Genomic DNA, 15,343 nt, shown 5'->3' on the forward strand with positions numbered 1-15,343 from the left:
TTCTTGTCTGTGGCATGCGCGCTATATGCAATGGCAGATCGTTTGGACCGAATGAAAGAAACCGCCTGTGAGTGATTTTGATTTCAGCGAAAATGAAGTGCAGCGTTATGCCCGGCATATCGTCCTGAAGGATGTTGGCGGCACAGGCCAAATGAAGCTGAAGCGCGGGCGGGTTTTGATTGTGGGCGCAGGCGGACTTGGATCGCCCTTGGCGATGTATCTGGCGGCAGCCGGGGTCGGTACCATCGGGATCGTCGATGCCGATAGGGTCGAACTTTCCAATCTGCAGCGTCAGATCGCGCATGGTATGAAAGACTTGGGCTCGCCCAAGGTCGAAAGTGCCAAGTCGACCATGCTTGATATGAACCCGGAAATCAGTGTGCAGACGCATAATGTGCGGCTTGATGCGTCCAATGTTATGGACCTGATTGCGGGTTATGATGTGATTGCCGATGGGTCGGACAATTTCGAAACACGATTCCTTCTAAACGATGCGTGCTATTTTGCGGGCAAAACGCTGGTATCGGGTGCGGCCCTCCGGTTTGACGGCCAGGTTGCGACATTCAAGGCGCATCAGGGCGATCCGCATCCCTGTTATCGCTGCATCTATCACAGTCCACCGCCCGAAGACGCCATTCCGTCCTGTGCCCAGGGCGGTGTCCTGGGCTCGGTCGTGGGAATGATTGGCGGGATTCAGGCAACCGAAATCCTCAAGGAATTGATGGGGATTGGCGATGGTCTGTCCGGCAGGCTTGTGATTGTCGATGCACTTGGTGCATCCTTCCGAAAGATCAAAGTCCCGCGTGATCCGGGCTGCCCGCTTTGTTCCGAAAATGCCAGCATCAAGGACCTGTCCATTCATGAGCACTGAAAACGCCAACCAGTCCGAAAGCCCGAAGAAACTGTCGCTGGTGGTGTTTTCCGGCAGCTTTGAAAAGGTTCATTACGCACTCGTAATGGCATCGGCAGCACTTGCATCCGGGCGCGAGGCAACCCTGTTTTTTACGATGGAAGCCAGTCGCGCCGTGTTGGCCCCTTCGGGCTGGCGTCACTTGCGGACCGAGGCCGAAGGGGCAACGGCTACCTCGATTGATCTCAGCTATTCCACACGCGGCATCGGCACGTTCGAGGAACTGCTGTCGGCCTGTGTGGCGCTGGATGGTAAGTTCATGGTTTGCGACATGGGCCTTCGCGCGCTTGGTCTGGAAAACGAAGCAAAGCGTGAAGAGCTCAAAATCGAGACGGGCGGCGTGGTAACGTTCCTTAATGACGCCCGTCAACAGGGCGAAATGCTTTTTATCTAAGAAACATTGATGAATTCAGTTGGTGCTTGTTAGTAGCTTGATGCCAAGTCCGGCAAGGCACAATCCCACACCACGTTCGATCCAGATTTTGATGGCTGCGATGCGCGCTTGCACCGAAGGCAATGTCAACGCAACCGCGACCAGCGCAAACCAGATCATGTGGCATGCTGCGATATAAAAACCGTATCCGATCTCCATCAAAACCGGTGTATCGGGAGAAATGACCTGACTGAACAACGAAACGATGAACAGCATCGTCTTGGGGTTCAGGGCATTGCAGACAAAACCGACCCAGAACGCGGATCCATTCCGTTTATGATTCGCTTTCGGCTTGTTGATGTTTTTGTTTGCCATTTGAGTCTGAATTTCGGTTGGATTTTTCGCCAATAAGGCCCGTATATCCGGCCAAAGTGCCGATATTCCCAGCCATATCAGATAGGCAGCACCCAGATAGCGTAAGCTGGTCAGAACCCAGACATTACTGGCAAACACAACGCCAAGCCCGATCAGCGTATAGGTAAGATGTACCGAAACACCGCTGCCGATCCCGATAGCGCACAACACACCAGCGCGACGACCACGTGCAAGTGCAATACGCGTCACCATGGCGAAATCCGGCCCGGGGCTGATAACGGCAAGAATGGTGATAATGGCGACGGCAATGACTTCGATCTGAGCAATGGCTGGCATGTTCGTGGTCCTTGATCTGTGAGATTATTCAGTATCAAATTGAAAAGATCGCCAGAAAATCGAAAATTCGTAGGAAATTTCGTGAGTAATATTCACAGAAAACGCAATCTGCCACCCCTTGCCGCTTTGCCCGCCTTTGAGGCAGCAGCGCGACACCAAAGCTTTTCGCGTGCTGCCGAGGAATTGCACCTGACGCACGGGGCGATCAGTCGCGCCGTGGCGCAGATCGAGGAACGGTTGGGTATTGATCTGTTTGTTCGTCGTAATCGGCGTGTCTGGTTAACTCAGGCAGGCGAAAGGCTTTTGAAGTCGGTGGCAACCGCACTGGACGGGCTTGATGGCGCTATCGAAGAAATTCACCGCCATGATAGTGCATCGCCGATCCTGTCGGTGTCGTGCGAGTCCAGCCTTGCCATGCGCTGGTTAATGCCAAGGCTGGGCGCGTTTCGCGAATCCAATCCTGACTTGAATATCGATCTACGGCTGGCTGGTGGCCCGGTTGATCTGCTGGTTGAGGGATGCGATGTGGCAATCCGGCGGGCTGATTTCGGTATCGGCGGGGATTACGAGGTAACGCGCCTTTGGCCGGAATTTGCCGGGCCGGTTTGTGACCCGGATTGTTGGGAAAACATTCTGGCTCGCGATTTGTCAAATGCCCGCTGGTTACACAGTCGCACGCGACCTGACGCCTGGGATGTCTGGAAACGGGCGAGTGGAAGCAATGCTAGCCCGGCAAGCGAGCAATATTTTGACCATTTCTTTTTTACGCTTCAGGCAGCCGCCAATCGTTTGGGGACCGCAATCGGGTCCTTGCCTCTGGTTTATGATGATCTGGTGGCAGGGCGGCTGATCGCCCCGCATGGTATGGCACCTACCGGCTATGATTACGTCCTGATCACGTTAGATAGACCGGGGCGCGACCCGCGGATTTTACGATTCTTTGACTGGTTGATGACTGAAGCCAAAGGGATTGAAGATGGCGCCGTGCCACAAGGCTGATTGATATCGCGGTGCCCGATTTGCCGTTGGCGGAACAATGCGCGAACAGTAGGCGTTTCGGTCTGTATATCAAACAGATTGAAACGCGAACTGGATATGGGCATGACCGACCTTCCCTATTTTGCAACGGCTGAGCGATATTTCGATATCGGCGTGATTGATATGGTTTTGCGGCTGTGTGCGGCAACCGTGATCGGAATGGTGATCGGCTTGAACCGTGATGTGAATGGCAAGCCGACCGGCATGCGCACATTGGCGCTGGTTGCGCTTGGCGCGGCTGTGGTGTCGGTTGTTGCGGTCCATTTTCAGGATCTGATCGATCATCCCGATGCGTTATCGCGCGTCGTGCAGGGGATTTTGCAAGGCGTTCTGACCGGGATCGGCTTTATCGGGGCGGGTGTGATCCTGCGCCAGCCAAAAGACATGTCGGTTAGCGGCCTGACAACGGCGGCCACCGTCTGGATCACGGCTGCCCTTGGTATCGCATGTGCTCTGGCGGCTTGGCATGTGGTGGTGATTGCGACGGTCCTGACGCTGATTGTCCTGATCGCCTTGAAACCGTTCGAACTTATGCTGGTTCGCCTTCTGGGCAACGAGCAAACCGTCGAGGATATCAAGGAAGACAAACAGGGATAGTCGGGTTTGATCAGAAATCCTCTCCCTCGCGGAAGGCGGCAAGATCGTCGATCCGTCGATAGGGTAAAAGCGTTTGCAGTTCTTCTGCCGGGGTGCCGGTCATCAGGTCGTGCAAATGTTCCGAAAGCACTTTACCGACCTTGCGTTGTGGCTGGTAGTAATAGGCGAGCTTCTGTCTGGACAGCATGCGAAACGGCATGCCGCCAAAACCGACAATACCGATCCCGTCCCGTATCGTGTCCATGCCCAGTTCCAGCAATGCCTCCAGCGCACCAATCATGGTCATCTGGCTGGCGCACACCACGGCGGTTGCATCGCGCTGATTGGTAAGCAGGCGGATAGTGGCTTCGCGCGCGGCACGGACGGACACGTCCGATGTCATCCAGATCAGGCTTTCTGGATCAAGTCCTGCCTCGATCATCGCGCGCCGCGCACCGCGTTTGCGATAGCCAAAAAAAGTCAGATCTTCGGGCGGATCAATCATGCCGATTTTGCGATGGCCATCATCAATCAGGCGTTTGACCGCATCATAAGCCGCTTGTTCATCGTCATGATCGACAAAGGCATGCGGGGTTAAAAGTTCCGTCCGGCCAAAACTGACAAAGGGAAAGTCATGTTGCAGGCAGTATTTGGCGCGGCTGTCCTGCAGGGTCGTGCGCGAAAATACAACTGCGTCGGCCATATGCTGCGTATGAACGCGACGTACGGGTTCAAGCGGGTCTTCACTACTGGTCTGGGCAAGAACGACCAATGAGTAATGATCGGCCTCCAGCCCCTTGGCGAGGCTTTCAACCTGAGCCAGAAAACCCGGGTCGCCGTAATCGCCGACTTCCGGGGAATACAGGATAGAACAGACCTGCATCGTCTTGCCAGTGCGCAGCATGACGCCGCGGGCATCGGGATGGTAGCCGATTTCGGTCGCCGCGGCTTTGACGCGGGCGACCGTATCGGGTTTGACCTCCGGCCCGTCTTTCAATGCACGCGAGACCGTCGTGACCGACAGGCCAAGACGATCGGCGATGGTGCGAAGGTTCGGGCGGGTGGCTGACATATACAGGTCCGTTCATTTATTCTTTGGCGGACAATCTAATCGCCCGTTTGCGGTTAAGGCAATGCGTTGCTTTCGATCACGCGACGCATGAAGTCATAGGATGCCTTCGGCGTGCGTTTGAGTGTGTCGTAATCGACATGCACCAACCCGAACCGTTTTTCATAGCCGTAGGCCCATTCGAAATTATCCAGCAACGACCAGGGCATGTATCCCTGCACATTTGCGCCTTCTTCCACCGCCCGCAAAAGGGCCGAAAGATACTCGTGGTAATAGGCAATGCGGTCCTGATCGTCGATATAACCATTATGGCCGGGAACGTCCGTGAAGGCACCGCCATTTTCGGTCACGAAAACCGGCGGGTTGCCATAGTTTTCCTGCAGGATTTTCATGGTGCGATAGAAGCAGTCACCGTCAATCGCCCATCCCATTTCCGTACGGCGGAAATATCTCGGCGGTTCGGCATGTTTGAATGGCCATGCGCGCCCTTCGGCGGCTTCGATATAGCTCGGGAAATACTGGTTCAGCCCCTGAAAATCGACTTTGGTCTTGACCGCTTCAAGGTCACCATCCTGAATGTGCGGTTCCATTCGATCAATGATCAGCTCGGGATATCGACCGTAATAAACCGGATCAAGAAAGATGCCGTTCCATTTGGCCTCGAACAGATCGATTAGGTGGGCATCCTGTTCGCGCCGATGCGGCAGCGTATAGGCCTTGTGCATCGGCAAAACGAATCCGACTGGTACATCCGAAGAGTGATGCTTGATCACGCGGGTCGCACGGGCATGGCACATATTCAGATGGTGGGCGGCCCGCATTGCCGCGCGCGGGTCGGTAATTCCCGGTGCGTGGCGGCCTTCTTCGTGGCCAACCCACGCCACAACGTTGGGTTCGTTAAACGTAACCCATGATTTGACCCGGTCGCCAAATCGCGTCACCAGCAACTCGGTATAGTCGCCAAACCAATCGACAATGTCGCGATTGGTCCAACCGCCGCGGTCCTGCAATGCCTGCGGCAGGTCCCAGTGATACAGGCATAACCAGGGATCAAGGCCGCGTTCGCACATGCCGTCAATTAACCGGTCGTAAAATGCCATGCCGGTTTCATTGACTTTGCCCGTGCCGTTCGGAATGACACGCGGCCACATCACCGAAAATCGATAATGTTTGGCACCAAGCCCCCTGATCAGGTCAAGATCTTCGGCCCAGCGATGATAATGGTCGCAGGCGACACTGCCGTTATCGCCATTGGCAACCCGGCCGGGTGTTGCACAGTAGGTATCCCAGATGCTGTCGCCGCGCCCGTCGTCGCTCGCGCCGCCTTCAATCTGATAGCTTGAGGTCGAGACACCCCAGCGGAAACCGTTGGGAAAAGGTTTGGTCATGGTTGTTTCCTTGCCCTGTCGCGGATCGCATTCGTTGGCAGATCCAAAATCGTAACGTTTCGGAAATTTCGGCAAAAAAATAATGCCGAATTGATTTCGCCTTATTATGGCCGGGTTTTGTTGATTGACAAGAGTGAATAAAGCGCCTATCAAAAAAATCGAAACGTTACGAATTTTCGACCATCAAGAAGTCGGGCGCGAACGTATCCATTAGGGAGGACATCCGTTATGAAGAAATTTTCAAAGGTCGCAGCACTCGCGACATTTCTGAGCGCCGGTGTTTCTGTCGGTGCGCTTCACGCCCAGACAGCCGAAGTTCTGCACTGGTGGACCTCGGGCAGCGAGCAGGCTGCCTTGGGCGAAATTCGTGCGGCTTTCGAGGCGCAGGGCGGCAAATGGGTCGATACACCGATTGCCGGTGGCGGCAATGCCCGCGCGGCTGCGGTCAACCGCATGCTGGGCGGCGATCCGGCGACTGTTTTCCAGTTTTCCATCGGGCAGCAATTGCGTGAACTGGCCGACCAGGGGCTTTTGGCCGATGTGAATGCGGTGGCCGAGGAAGAAAACTGGGATGAAAAGCTGCCGCCGCTGATCGTTCAGGCGGCAAAATATGATGGTGATTACATCGCGGCGCCGATCAACATCCACGGTGAAAACTGGATGTTTTACAATACCGAAGCGCTTGAAAAAGCCGGGATCGAGGTGCCAAAAAGCTGGCCGGAATTTATTGATGCGGCCAAAAAGCTTGAAGATGCGGGCATTGTCCCGATCGGTCTTGGCGGGCAGCCGTGGCAGGAACGTATCCTGTTTAACAGTGTCCTTCTGGGTGTTGGCGGACGTGAATTTTACGCCCAGCTATACAGCACGCTGGATAATGAACTTTTGGCATCCGACACCATGCGCAAGGTGTTTGAAACCTTTGCAGCGCTTAAACCCTTTGTCGATGAAGCAAGCCCGGGCCGGAACTGGAACGAGGCGACCAATATGGTCATTCGCGGCGATGCGGCGTTTCAGTTTATGGGCGACTGGGCCAAAGGTGAAATCATTGCTGCCGGGGTCGAACCGGGTACAACGGTTGGCTGCGCCTTCGCCCCGGCTATTGATACCGCCTATATCATGACGGTTGATGCCTTTGCCTTTTCCGCCATGGACGGTGACGAAGCCCAGGCTGCCCAGCAAAAGATGGCCGAGGTCATGCTTGAACCCGATGTTCAGATTGCCTTTAACAAGAAAAAGGGCTCGATCCCTGCCCTTCTTGACGTGTCGGGTGACAGTTTCGATGCCTGTGCACAAAAAGCCATGGCAACATTGCAGGACAAGAAAACCCATCTGGTCAGTACCGGACTGTTTGGCGTTCCCAGTGCCGTTTCCGGGGCAATTGATGACAGTATCTCCAATTTCTGGAACAGTGCTGACATGAGCCCGGAACAGGGACAGGAAGAATTCCGTCAGGCGATTTCCTACGCCAAATAAGGCAGATGGAATGACACGACTTTGCAGGTGCGCCGCTGCCTCATGCAGCGGCGCCTTTACAAAGAAGCGAGATTATTCATGGCCGAACCGGCACAGGGTGCGTTGAAGACTTCGCACGACGGCAGATGGCGCTGGCGTCCGCAATGGACGGCAAAAATGGCGCTGATTCCTGCCATGACGATTACCATCGTCTGTTTCTATGGTTTTATCATCTGGACCTTTGTGATCTCGCTGACGCGTTCGCGTTTGTTACCGGTTTATAAATTTACTGGGTTTGATCAATATGTGCGTCTGTTTGCTAATGAACGCTGGTGGACGGCGATGCAGAATATCGCCATCCACGGCTTCCTGTTTATCGGTGGATGTATTGTTTTCGGCTATTTGCTGGCGATCCTGATTGATCGCGGGGTCAAGGCCGAAGGCATGTTTCGCACGGTTTTCATGCTGCCGCTTTCGATGTCTTTCATCGTTACCGGTGTCATCTGGCAATGGGTGATGAATCCGGGGCTGGGTCTTCAGGATGCAGTGCGCGAACTGGGCTGGACCACGTTTGAATTCAACTGGATTGTGCGACAGGACCGGTCGATTTATACGCTGGCAATTGCTGGGATCTGGCAACAGGTCGGGCTGTGCATGGCACTGTTTTTGGCGGGGTTGCGTAATGTCGACCCCAATATCTGGAAAGCATCCCGGGTGGATGGCATCCCGGTCTGGCGGGTCTATCTGCATGTGATTACGCCGATGATGCGGACCGTGTTTTTTACGGTCTTTATCCTGATGAGCGCGATTGTCATGAAAGCCTTTGACCTTGTTGTCGCCCTGACGGGTGGTGGTCCGGGCTTTTCATCGGATTTGCCGGCGAAATTTGTGGTCGATCATATCCTGAACCGGCAGGAACTGGGCCTTGGCGCGGCAGGTGCGTTTGTTTTGCTTTGTACCGTGATCGCAGTCATTTCGCCCTATATCCATTTTGAATTGCGCAAAGCACGCGACGGCGGAGGGCATTGACCATGCGATATAACCGTGTTGCGCTTTACGCGATGCTGGGGATCGCGGCCCTGATGATTTTGGCGCCGGTCTTCATCATGGTTTCGACGTCGCTGAAATCGATGGATGAAATCCGCGACGGCAGTATCTTTACTCTGCCGGCAGAACCAAATTTTGACGCATGGGGCGAGGCATGGTTTGGCGATTGTACCCAGACTGTGGGTGAGGATTGCGGTGGTTTGTCATCGTCTTTCCTGACATCGGTCAAAATCGTCATTCCGGCCCTGTTTTTATCGGTCGGGCTTGGTGCGGTGACGGGTTATGCCCTGGCAGCGTGGAAGATGCGCGGCGCCAATCTGATGTTTGCCGCCCTTCTGATCGGCATGTTCATCCCGCCTCAGGTCACACTTTATCCCCTGATCATCATGGTGCGTGAATTGGGGATATTTGGCTCAATTCCGGGACTTGTTCTGGTGCATGTCATCTGGGGTGTCGCCTTTACCACCATGATGTTTCGAAACTTTTTCAAAACCGTTCCGCAGGATCTGCTGAAAGCCGCCCGGATTGACGGGGCGGGATTCTGGCCCTTGTTCTGGCATGTGATGTTGCCCCTGTCGTTGCCGATCCTAGGCGTCGCGATGATTTTGCAATTCACATACATCTGGAACGATTTTCTGCTGGGCCTGACCTTTGGCGGGCGATCCGGACAGCCGATGACGGTTGCGCTTAACAACCTTGTCGGATCGCAGTTCGGCGCAAAGGAATATAACGTGGATATGGCTGCCACCATGCTGACAGCGCTTCCGACACTGGCGGTTTATCTGCTGTCGGGGCGGTTGTTTGTTCGCGGAATTGCGGCTGGTGCAGTGAAAGGATAACGGAAATGAACGGCGTTGAATTACGTGGTGTGACCAAGGCCTATGCCGGTCTGACCGTAATGAAGGACATCAATCTCGAAATCGAGGATGGCGCGTTTCTGGTTCTGCTGGGGCCATCGGGTTGTGGAAAATCGACGATCCTGAATATGATTGCCGGTTTGGAACCCGTTACCGGTGGGGCAATTCACATCGCCGGGCGGGATGTGACAGAACTGGAACCCGACGAACGCGATATCGCGATGGTGTTTCAGTCCTATGCGCTGTATCCGACCATGTCGGTTCGCAGGAATATCGGTTTTAGCCTTAAAATGCGCGGTATGCCCAAGGCCGATATCGAAAAACGGGTCGATGAAATCGGTGAACTTTTGCAAATCACCCCGCTTTTGGATCGCAAACCATCGCAATTGTCCGGTGGCCAGCAGCAGCGTGTGGCAATCGGCCGTGCGCTGGTGCGCGAACCATCGGTTTTCCTGTTTGATGAACCGTTATCGAATCTTGATGCCAAATTGCGTGCCGATATGCGTGTGGAACTGAAACGCCTGCATGAACGGCTTGGCCGGACAATAGTCTATGTCACCCATGACCAGATCGAAGCCATGACGCTGGCAACCAAGGTGGTGGTACTGGACAAGGGGGCCATTCAACAGGCCGATACACCGGAAAATGTCTATCGCCGGCCGGCCAACAAATTTGTCGCCAGTTTCGTCGGGGCCCCGACCATGAATTTCATTGATGGCAAGCTGGTACAGGATGGCGACGGTATTGCATTCGATGGTGGGTCTGGTCAGTTGCCTTTGGCAAATTTGCCTACCCGCTCATGTGATCTGATCGGGCAGCCCCTGACCTTGGGCGCGCGTCCCGAACATCTGATGTTTGACGATCTTGGGGCCAATGCACGGGTGCTTCTGGCTGAGCCGACCGGACCGGATCAGTATGTCCGTCTTGCGGTTGCCGGATCGGAAGTCACCGCGCGCACCGGCCCCGAACAGCATTTCAGTTCCGGCACTGATGCGCGGATCATGATTGACGGGGCACGTGTGTCGCTATTTGATCCTGAAAGCGGACGCGCAATTCTCTAGATTGATCAATTCCGCATTCGGGGAATCTATCCGATATTATTTCATCATGCTTTGTGGCAGGGAACTGTCCGAAAACAGCGGGTATTTGCTGCGCGCGTTGGGTAACTGATAGTGCCACCATTCATGATCGTAATATTCGAACCCGGCGCTGACCATAATGCCAAGCAACAGCAAACGATTGGCTTCAGCGTCTTTTGAAAGCCCGTCCGCCCCGTGATAGGACCGGATATGCATTTCGTCAAACCCTGCCCCCATATCCAGTTCCTTGCCGTTTTCGTCCAACAGCGTTAGATCAATGGCCACACCACGGCCATGTGGCGATCCAATATCGGGATTGGCGATGAAATCGGGATTGGGTGTATGGTTCCAAAGGGCCCTCTGGGCTTCTTGTGGGCGGAAAGCATCCAGAATGCGAATGCGTTTCCCGTGACGTCGTGCCATGGCGACAGCCTTTTTCAGGCAGTCGGCCGCATCGCGATGAAGATAGCAGGCAGGCCGTGAATAAATTGTTGCCCCGGTGAAATTGCGATCCGTGGCATAAACAATATCGATTTCGACATCATATTCTTGTGGCGTAATTTCGACCAGCGCCATTGCCGGAGGCCCCCTATTCTTGTCGTTTACCGATTACATCAAAAAGATGCTTACCGGTCAGTTGCGCAGCAATCCCCATAGCGCAGATCACACCGCATCGCAAATGCCATCCGGGGCCATTGAAAAAACAGGCCCGACGCTTTTGGCAATCGATACTGCGTCAACATCGCTTTCAACAGCCGTTCTGATCAATGGCGTGGTCAAGGGCGAGCTTTACGAAGACATGGAACGCGGTCAGGCCGAAAACCTGATGGGCTTCATTACCGAAAGCCTTAGCCAGGCAAGCATCACGTTCGACGAGGTTGACGGCATCGCCGTGACCGTTGGACCCGGGGCCTTTACTGGCATGCGGATCGGGCTTTCGACCGCGCGTGCACTGGGACTGGCGCGCAAAATTCCGGTGGTCGGTGTCAGTTCGCTTGAGGCGGTGGCTTATGGGGTTTCCGAACGCGATCAGCAGGGACGCAATATTCTGGTCGCACTCGACAGCAAGCGGAACGAGATTTTCGCCCAGGCTTTTGATGGCAAGAAACGTCCGTTAAGTGCACCGGAATGTGTTGCTCCGCGACAGGCACTGATGATGGCGCCACCCGGTGATACGCTTCTGGCCGGTGATGCGACCCCGCGCCTTTTGACCGCCGCTGCCCATGCGCCTGATGCGTTTTATGATTGCACCGCACCCGGCCTTCCGCGGGCAGGAAATGTGGCACGGATTGCCGCGGCACGTTGGGGGACGGATGAAAACCTTCCACCGGTGCCGATGTATCTGCGTGCGCCCGATGCGCGCCGTATCGAGGATCAGGGACCGGCAAAAAACAGACAGGCAGACGAAGGATGATTCATTCTTCCCGTCAGCCGGAACTTGTGGACAGGATTGAAATCGTTCCCCTGACGGCGGCGTTTTGCCCTGTTGCCAGTGCGCTTCATGCCGAAGGGTTCGAAGATCAGGATCACTGGTCGGCAGACGAGATGATTGCGCTGCTTGATGTTCCCGGTGCTTTCGGACTTCTGGCCTTTGCACCGGGAAACGAGGTGGAAAACCAGCTTGATACGCCGCTTGGTTTTATTCAGATGCAGGCGGTGCTGGACGAGGCGGAAATCAACACCATCGTTGTAGCCAAAGAAGCCCGTAAACGCGGTGTGGCCAGAAAGCTGCTGTTTGCGGTCTTCGAGCGGTTGCGTGAAACCGGTGTCGGTCGTGTCCTGCTGGAGGTTGCCGAGGATAACGCTCCGGCGATTGTGCTTTATCGTCATTGCGGCTTTACCGAGATCGGGCGGCGTAAAAAATACTATCGCCGCAAGTCCGGCCGCGAGGTAGATGCACTTGTTATGGAACGTGATCTTGGAACTTGTGTTTTGGGCTGGAATGTTTGATGCAAGCTGGATGCATTCTATTTTGATATATCCACATCAAATGTGTGGTTTTGACTGCCAAGCTGTTATAGTCTAAGCGCCGATGACGGCGCACCGGATCGGTTTCATCCCTTGCGGATGGTTACCCGATATGTTTCCGGGGCGTTGGCAAGTTCGACAATATCGATGACTGTGTCGCCCATTTCGGTGACGGAACGCGGAACGTTTTTTAATGGTTCGCCTGCGCCCAGTGTGACTTCCAGAATCTGGCCTTGTGTCATGGTTTCGAGTTTCAACCGGGTGCGAACAAATGTCATCGGGCAGACATCGTTTGTGATGTCAATCTTATGGTCGGGCGTGGTGTCGTCCATATGCTGTCTCCTGATCGGGCACCGGAAACGTGAAGTAGCGTTTCATAGGGCGGGAGGCAAGCCGGAGAGAACAAAATATCGCGATTTGTACCTTGCGATATGTGACAGTTTTCTCGATATTTAGCCCACATGAGAGCAAAAGCCTGGGAGCATCCTGGCTTGGGGACAGGCGGAACCGGAAACGAGAAACAAGACTATGCTTGCAGAATCAACCATCGAGCAGAAGTGCATCGACGCGGGTCTGAAAATGACCGGCCAACGCCGGGTAATTGCCCGAGTCCTGTCGGAATCAGAAGATCATCCCGATGTGGAGCTCGTTTATCGCCGGGCGACGGAAATTGACCCGAAGATTTCGATTGCGACCGTTTATCGGACCGTTCGCCTTTTTGAAGAGGCGGATATTCTCGAAAAACACGATTTCGGCGATGGCCGTGCGCGTTACGAGGAACTGACCGAGGAACATCATGATCATCTCATCGACATGCGGTCGGGTAAGGTGATCGAATTTTCGAACGAAAAAATCGAAAAGCTTCAGGAAGAGATCGCCAAAGAGCTTGGTTTCAAGCTTGTTGGTCATCGTCTGGAGCTTTACGGCGTTCCGATGAAAGACGAAAAGTAACCGATTTCTGACAAACCGGTTGCGAAAATCGCAGATTTCAAGCCACCCGCTCGACAAGAGCGGGTGGTTTTTCATATTCCTGTTACGCGTTCTTAACAAAGCCTTCACTCGCCCCTGATGCGAAACTTGCGCAAAATCTGCGCAGATGAACGAAAGGGAGTTGCGATGAGCGACGATCGACAGCAGCGGCTAGAGGTACGCCTCGCCGAAACCGAGGACGAAATCCTCGCCAGCCAGAAACTTCGCTACAAGGTGTTCTATGAGGAGCGTGGGGCAAAACCCAGCGCAGAAATGGCTGCGGCCGAGCGCGACTTTGACCACTACGATCCTTTGTGCGACCACCTGCTGGTAATCGATCATAATCGCGGACAGGGACCTGACGGTGTTGTTGGAACCTATCGCCTGTTGCGTCAGTCGGTTGCCAATCAGCACGGTGGCTTTTACAGCGCAGATGAATATCACATCCAGTCGATGCTTGATGCGGCACAGGGCAATGGCGAGATCATGGAACTTGGTCGTTCCTGTGTCGAGGAAGCCTACCGCACCATGCCGACTCTGCAACTCCTCTGGCAGGGAATTGCGGCCTATGTCTTCAAATACGATATCAAACTGATGTTTGGTTGCGCATCGTTCCATGGCACCGATCCGGATGCGTTTGGTGATGTTCTGACCTATCTGCATCACAACCATCTGGCACCCGAAGAAATGCGCCCGCGTGCGGTCGAAGGTCGGTACGAACCAATGGCGCGTACGACTATCGACGCAATTGACGCCCGCCAGGCGCTTCGCGATCTGCCGCCATTGATCAAAGGCTATCTGCGATTGGGTGGTTTCGTTGGTGACGGTGCGGTGATTGATCATCAGTTCAATACCACTGACATCTGCATTGTGTTACCGACGGAAAAGGTAACGGATCGTTACTACAAGCATTATGAGCGGACCGCGAGGGTATCGTGAACTGTTATGCGTGTGCAGCCATCCGGCTGTTGGCCTATGCTCTGCTGACTTTGATCCTGATCCCGGTTCAGGTGATGGCGATTGCATTTCGACTGCGATTGGCTGATGACCTGCCGCGGGTTTATCATGCACTTTGCCTCAAAATCCTGCATATCGAGCTTCGGGTTTCCGGGGCAGAGTTGATGGATGGGCCGGGTGTGATTGTGGCTAATCACGCATCTTACCTTGATATTCCGGTGCTGGGGGCTTTGGTTCGTGGCAGTTTCATTGCCAAGACCGAGGTCGCCAGCTGGCCGGTTTTTGGAACACTTGCCAAGTTGCAGCGATCCACCTTTGTCGAACGTCGTCCGGTTCGTGCACGCGAACAGAATGACCAGATTTCCCAGCGTCTTGCCGACGGGCATAAGCTGATCCTGTTCCCGGAAGGCACCAGCAACGACGGCAACCGTGTGCTGCCGTTCAAATCGACCCTGTTTGGTGTTGCCGAACGCACCATGCCTGATGGATCGCCAGTAAAAGTCCAACCGGTTTCGATTGCCGCCACCCGTCTTGACGGTGCACCGATCGGGCGTGATTTACGGGCATTCTATTCCTGGTACGGGGATATGGACTTGGCGCCGCATTTGTGGCAGTTTCTGGCGCTTGGCAAAGTAACGGTTGAGCTGGTTGTTCATCCGCCTGTGACGCTGGCAGATGCCGGGTCACGCAAGGAACTTGCCCGGATGTGTGAAACAGCTGTTGCGCGTGGACATCACGCAGCACTGACCGGCATGCATCAGGGCGTTCCGGTTCCGCTGATTGATAATGGACGTTCGGGTGACCTGATCGGTTTTTCGCCGCTGGCCATTGTTTCCGAAGACTTTCGTTTGTTCGGACCTGATCGTCAGTTCGGTTCCTGACCGTTTTGCCATATAATCGGGTTGTGTGAATTGGGTTTCATGTAACCGGAATTTCAGATATCGAAGAT

General features: G+C 54.5%; 18 protein-coding genes. 13 read left to right on the forward strand and 5 right to left on the reverse strand.

The features are described from left to right. Positions 1 to 67 precede the first annotated feature (67 nt). Both R1T41_RS07940 and R1T41_RS07945 read left to right on the forward strand, forming a co-directional pair. Positions 68 to 871, forward strand: coding sequence for a molybdopterin-synthase adenylyltransferase MoeB (locus R1T41_RS07940; RefSeq protein WP_317341094.1), 804 nt, complete (start codon positions 68 to 70; stop codon positions 869 to 871). After that, positions 861 to 1,304 (forward strand): DsrE family protein, encoded by a 444-nt coding sequence (locus R1T41_RS07945; protein WP_062949943.1) that lies wholly within the window; start codon positions 861 to 863, stop codon positions 1,302 to 1,304. Before R1T41_RS07940 ends, R1T41_RS07945 begins: the two co-directional genes overlap by 11 nt. 15 nt (positions 1,305 to 1,319) lie before the next feature. Here the strand turns inward: R1T41_RS07945 and R1T41_RS07950 are convergent, their stop codons facing one another. Further along, positions 1,320 to 1,994 carry a LysE family translocator gene (locus tag R1T41_RS07950; RefSeq protein ID WP_062949942.1) on the reverse strand — a complete coding sequence of 225 codons (675 nt, stop codon included), beginning with the start codon at positions 1,992 to 1,994 and terminating at the stop codon, positions 1,320 to 1,322. Positions 1,995 to 2,075: 81 nt separating this feature from the next. On the opposite strand from R1T41_RS07950, the gene R1T41_RS07955 reads away from it, so the two are divergent. Both R1T41_RS07955 and R1T41_RS07960 read left to right on the forward strand, forming a co-directional pair. Beyond that, entirely contained in the window at positions 2,076 to 2,993 is a 918-nt protein-coding gene (locus tag R1T41_RS07955; RefSeq protein WP_317341097.1) for a LysR substrate-binding domain-containing protein, read from the forward strand. Between the two features lie 102 nt (positions 2,994 to 3,095). Next, positions 3,096 to 3,629: an MgtC/SapB family protein gene (locus R1T41_RS07960; RefSeq protein WP_062950527.1), complete on the forward strand. Its 534-nt coding sequence runs from the start codon at positions 3,096 to 3,098 to the stop codon at positions 3,627 to 3,629. Between the two features lie 10 nt (positions 3,630 to 3,639). On the opposite strand, the gene R1T41_RS07965 is transcribed toward R1T41_RS07960, so the two are convergent. Beyond that, positions 3,640 to 4,680 (reverse strand): LacI family DNA-binding transcriptional regulator, encoded by a 1,041-nt coding sequence (locus R1T41_RS07965; protein WP_317341101.1) that lies wholly within the window; start codon positions 4,678 to 4,680, stop codon positions 3,640 to 3,642. A 53-nt stretch (positions 4,681 to 4,733) separates the two neighbouring features. Continuing rightward, positions 4,734 to 6,065, reverse strand: coding sequence for a GH1 family beta-glucosidase (locus tag R1T41_RS07970; protein ID WP_317341103.1), 1,332 nt, complete (start codon positions 6,063 to 6,065; stop codon positions 4,734 to 4,736). A 228-nt stretch (positions 6,066 to 6,293) separates the two neighbouring features. On the opposite strand from R1T41_RS07970, the gene R1T41_RS07975 reads away from it, so the two are divergent. From R1T41_RS07975 to R1T41_RS07990, 4 genes are all read left to right on the forward strand, one after another. Further along, positions 6,294 to 7,538 (forward strand): ABC transporter substrate-binding protein, encoded by a 1,245-nt coding sequence (locus R1T41_RS07975; protein ID WP_097053373.1) that lies wholly within the window; start codon positions 6,294 to 6,296, stop codon positions 7,536 to 7,538. Between the two features lie 78 nt (positions 7,539 to 7,616). Then, positions 7,617 to 8,546 (forward strand): sugar ABC transporter permease, encoded by a 930-nt coding sequence (locus R1T41_RS07980; RefSeq protein ID WP_317341106.1) that lies wholly within the window; start codon positions 7,617 to 7,619, stop codon positions 8,544 to 8,546. A 2-nt stretch (positions 8,547 to 8,548) separates the two neighbouring features. Further along, entirely contained in the window at positions 8,549 to 9,403 is an 855-nt protein-coding gene (locus tag R1T41_RS07985; protein ID WP_317341108.1) for a carbohydrate ABC transporter permease, read from the forward strand. 5 nt (positions 9,404 to 9,408) lie between these two features. Continuing rightward, positions 9,409 to 10,482 (forward strand): sn-glycerol-3-phosphate ABC transporter ATP-binding protein UgpC, encoded by a 1,074-nt coding sequence (locus R1T41_RS07990; RefSeq protein ID WP_317341110.1) that lies wholly within the window; start codon positions 9,409 to 9,411, stop codon positions 10,480 to 10,482. Between the two features lie 36 nt (positions 10,483 to 10,518). Here R1T41_RS07990 and ddpX read toward each other — a convergent pair whose 3' ends face one another. After that, the gene (gene ddpX, locus R1T41_RS07995; protein ID WP_097053369.1) at positions 10,519 to 11,076 is read right to left on the reverse strand and encodes a D-alanyl-D-alanine dipeptidase; all 558 of its coding nucleotides are present in this window, start codon (positions 11,074 to 11,076) and stop codon (positions 10,519 to 10,521) included. Between the two features lie 19 nt (positions 11,077 to 11,095). On the opposite strand from ddpX, the gene tsaB reads away from it, so the two are divergent. Further along, positions 11,096 to 11,914: a tRNA (adenosine(37)-N6)-threonylcarbamoyltransferase complex dimerization subunit type 1 TsaB gene (gene tsaB, locus R1T41_RS08000; RefSeq protein WP_317341112.1), complete on the forward strand. Its 819-nt coding sequence runs from the start codon at positions 11,096 to 11,098 to the stop codon at positions 11,912 to 11,914. Beyond that, complete coding sequence (locus R1T41_RS08005; RefSeq protein ID WP_317341114.1) at positions 11,911 to 12,450, forward strand: GNAT family N-acetyltransferase; 540 nt, start codon at positions 11,911 to 11,913, stop codon at positions 12,448 to 12,450. Before tsaB ends, R1T41_RS08005 begins: the two co-directional genes overlap by 4 nt. Before the next feature lie 104 nt (positions 12,451 to 12,554). Here the strand turns inward: R1T41_RS08005 and R1T41_RS08010 are convergent, their stop codons facing one another. Further along, positions 12,555 to 12,800 carry a sulfurtransferase TusA family protein gene (locus R1T41_RS08010; protein ID WP_062949924.1) on the reverse strand — a complete coding sequence of 82 codons (246 nt, stop codon included), beginning with the start codon at positions 12,798 to 12,800 and terminating at the stop codon, positions 12,555 to 12,557. A 196-nt stretch (positions 12,801 to 12,996) separates the two neighbouring features. Here R1T41_RS08010 and R1T41_RS08015 point away from each other — a divergent pair, with 196 nt between their 5' ends. The 3 genes from R1T41_RS08015 to R1T41_RS08025 all read left to right on the forward strand — a co-directional run bounded on the left by R1T41_RS08015 (position 12,997) and on the right by R1T41_RS08025 (position 15,275). Continuing rightward, positions 12,997 to 13,419 carry a Fur family transcriptional regulator gene (locus tag R1T41_RS08015; RefSeq protein ID WP_062949922.1) on the forward strand — a complete coding sequence of 141 codons (423 nt, stop codon included), beginning with the start codon at positions 12,997 to 12,999 and terminating at the stop codon, positions 13,417 to 13,419. A gap of 165 nt (positions 13,420 to 13,584) precedes the next feature. Continuing rightward, the gene (locus R1T41_RS08020) at positions 13,585 to 14,376 is read left to right on the forward strand and encodes a GNAT family N-acetyltransferase (RefSeq protein WP_082832775.1); all 792 of its coding nucleotides are present in this window, start codon (positions 13,585 to 13,587) and stop codon (positions 14,374 to 14,376) included. After that, on the forward strand, positions 14,373 to 15,275 hold the full coding sequence (locus R1T41_RS08025) for a lysophospholipid acyltransferase family protein (RefSeq protein WP_062960269.1): 903 nt from the start codon (positions 14,373 to 14,375) through the stop codon (positions 15,273 to 15,275). Before R1T41_RS08020 ends, R1T41_RS08025 begins: the two co-directional genes overlap by 4 nt. The last annotated feature ends 68 nt before the right edge of the window (positions 15,276 to 15,343 follow it).

It is taken from the genome of Thalassospira lucentensis, from assembly GCF_032921865.1.
Lineage (GTDB): Bacteria > Pseudomonadota > Alphaproteobacteria > Rhodospirillales > Thalassospiraceae > Thalassospira > Thalassospira lucentensis_A.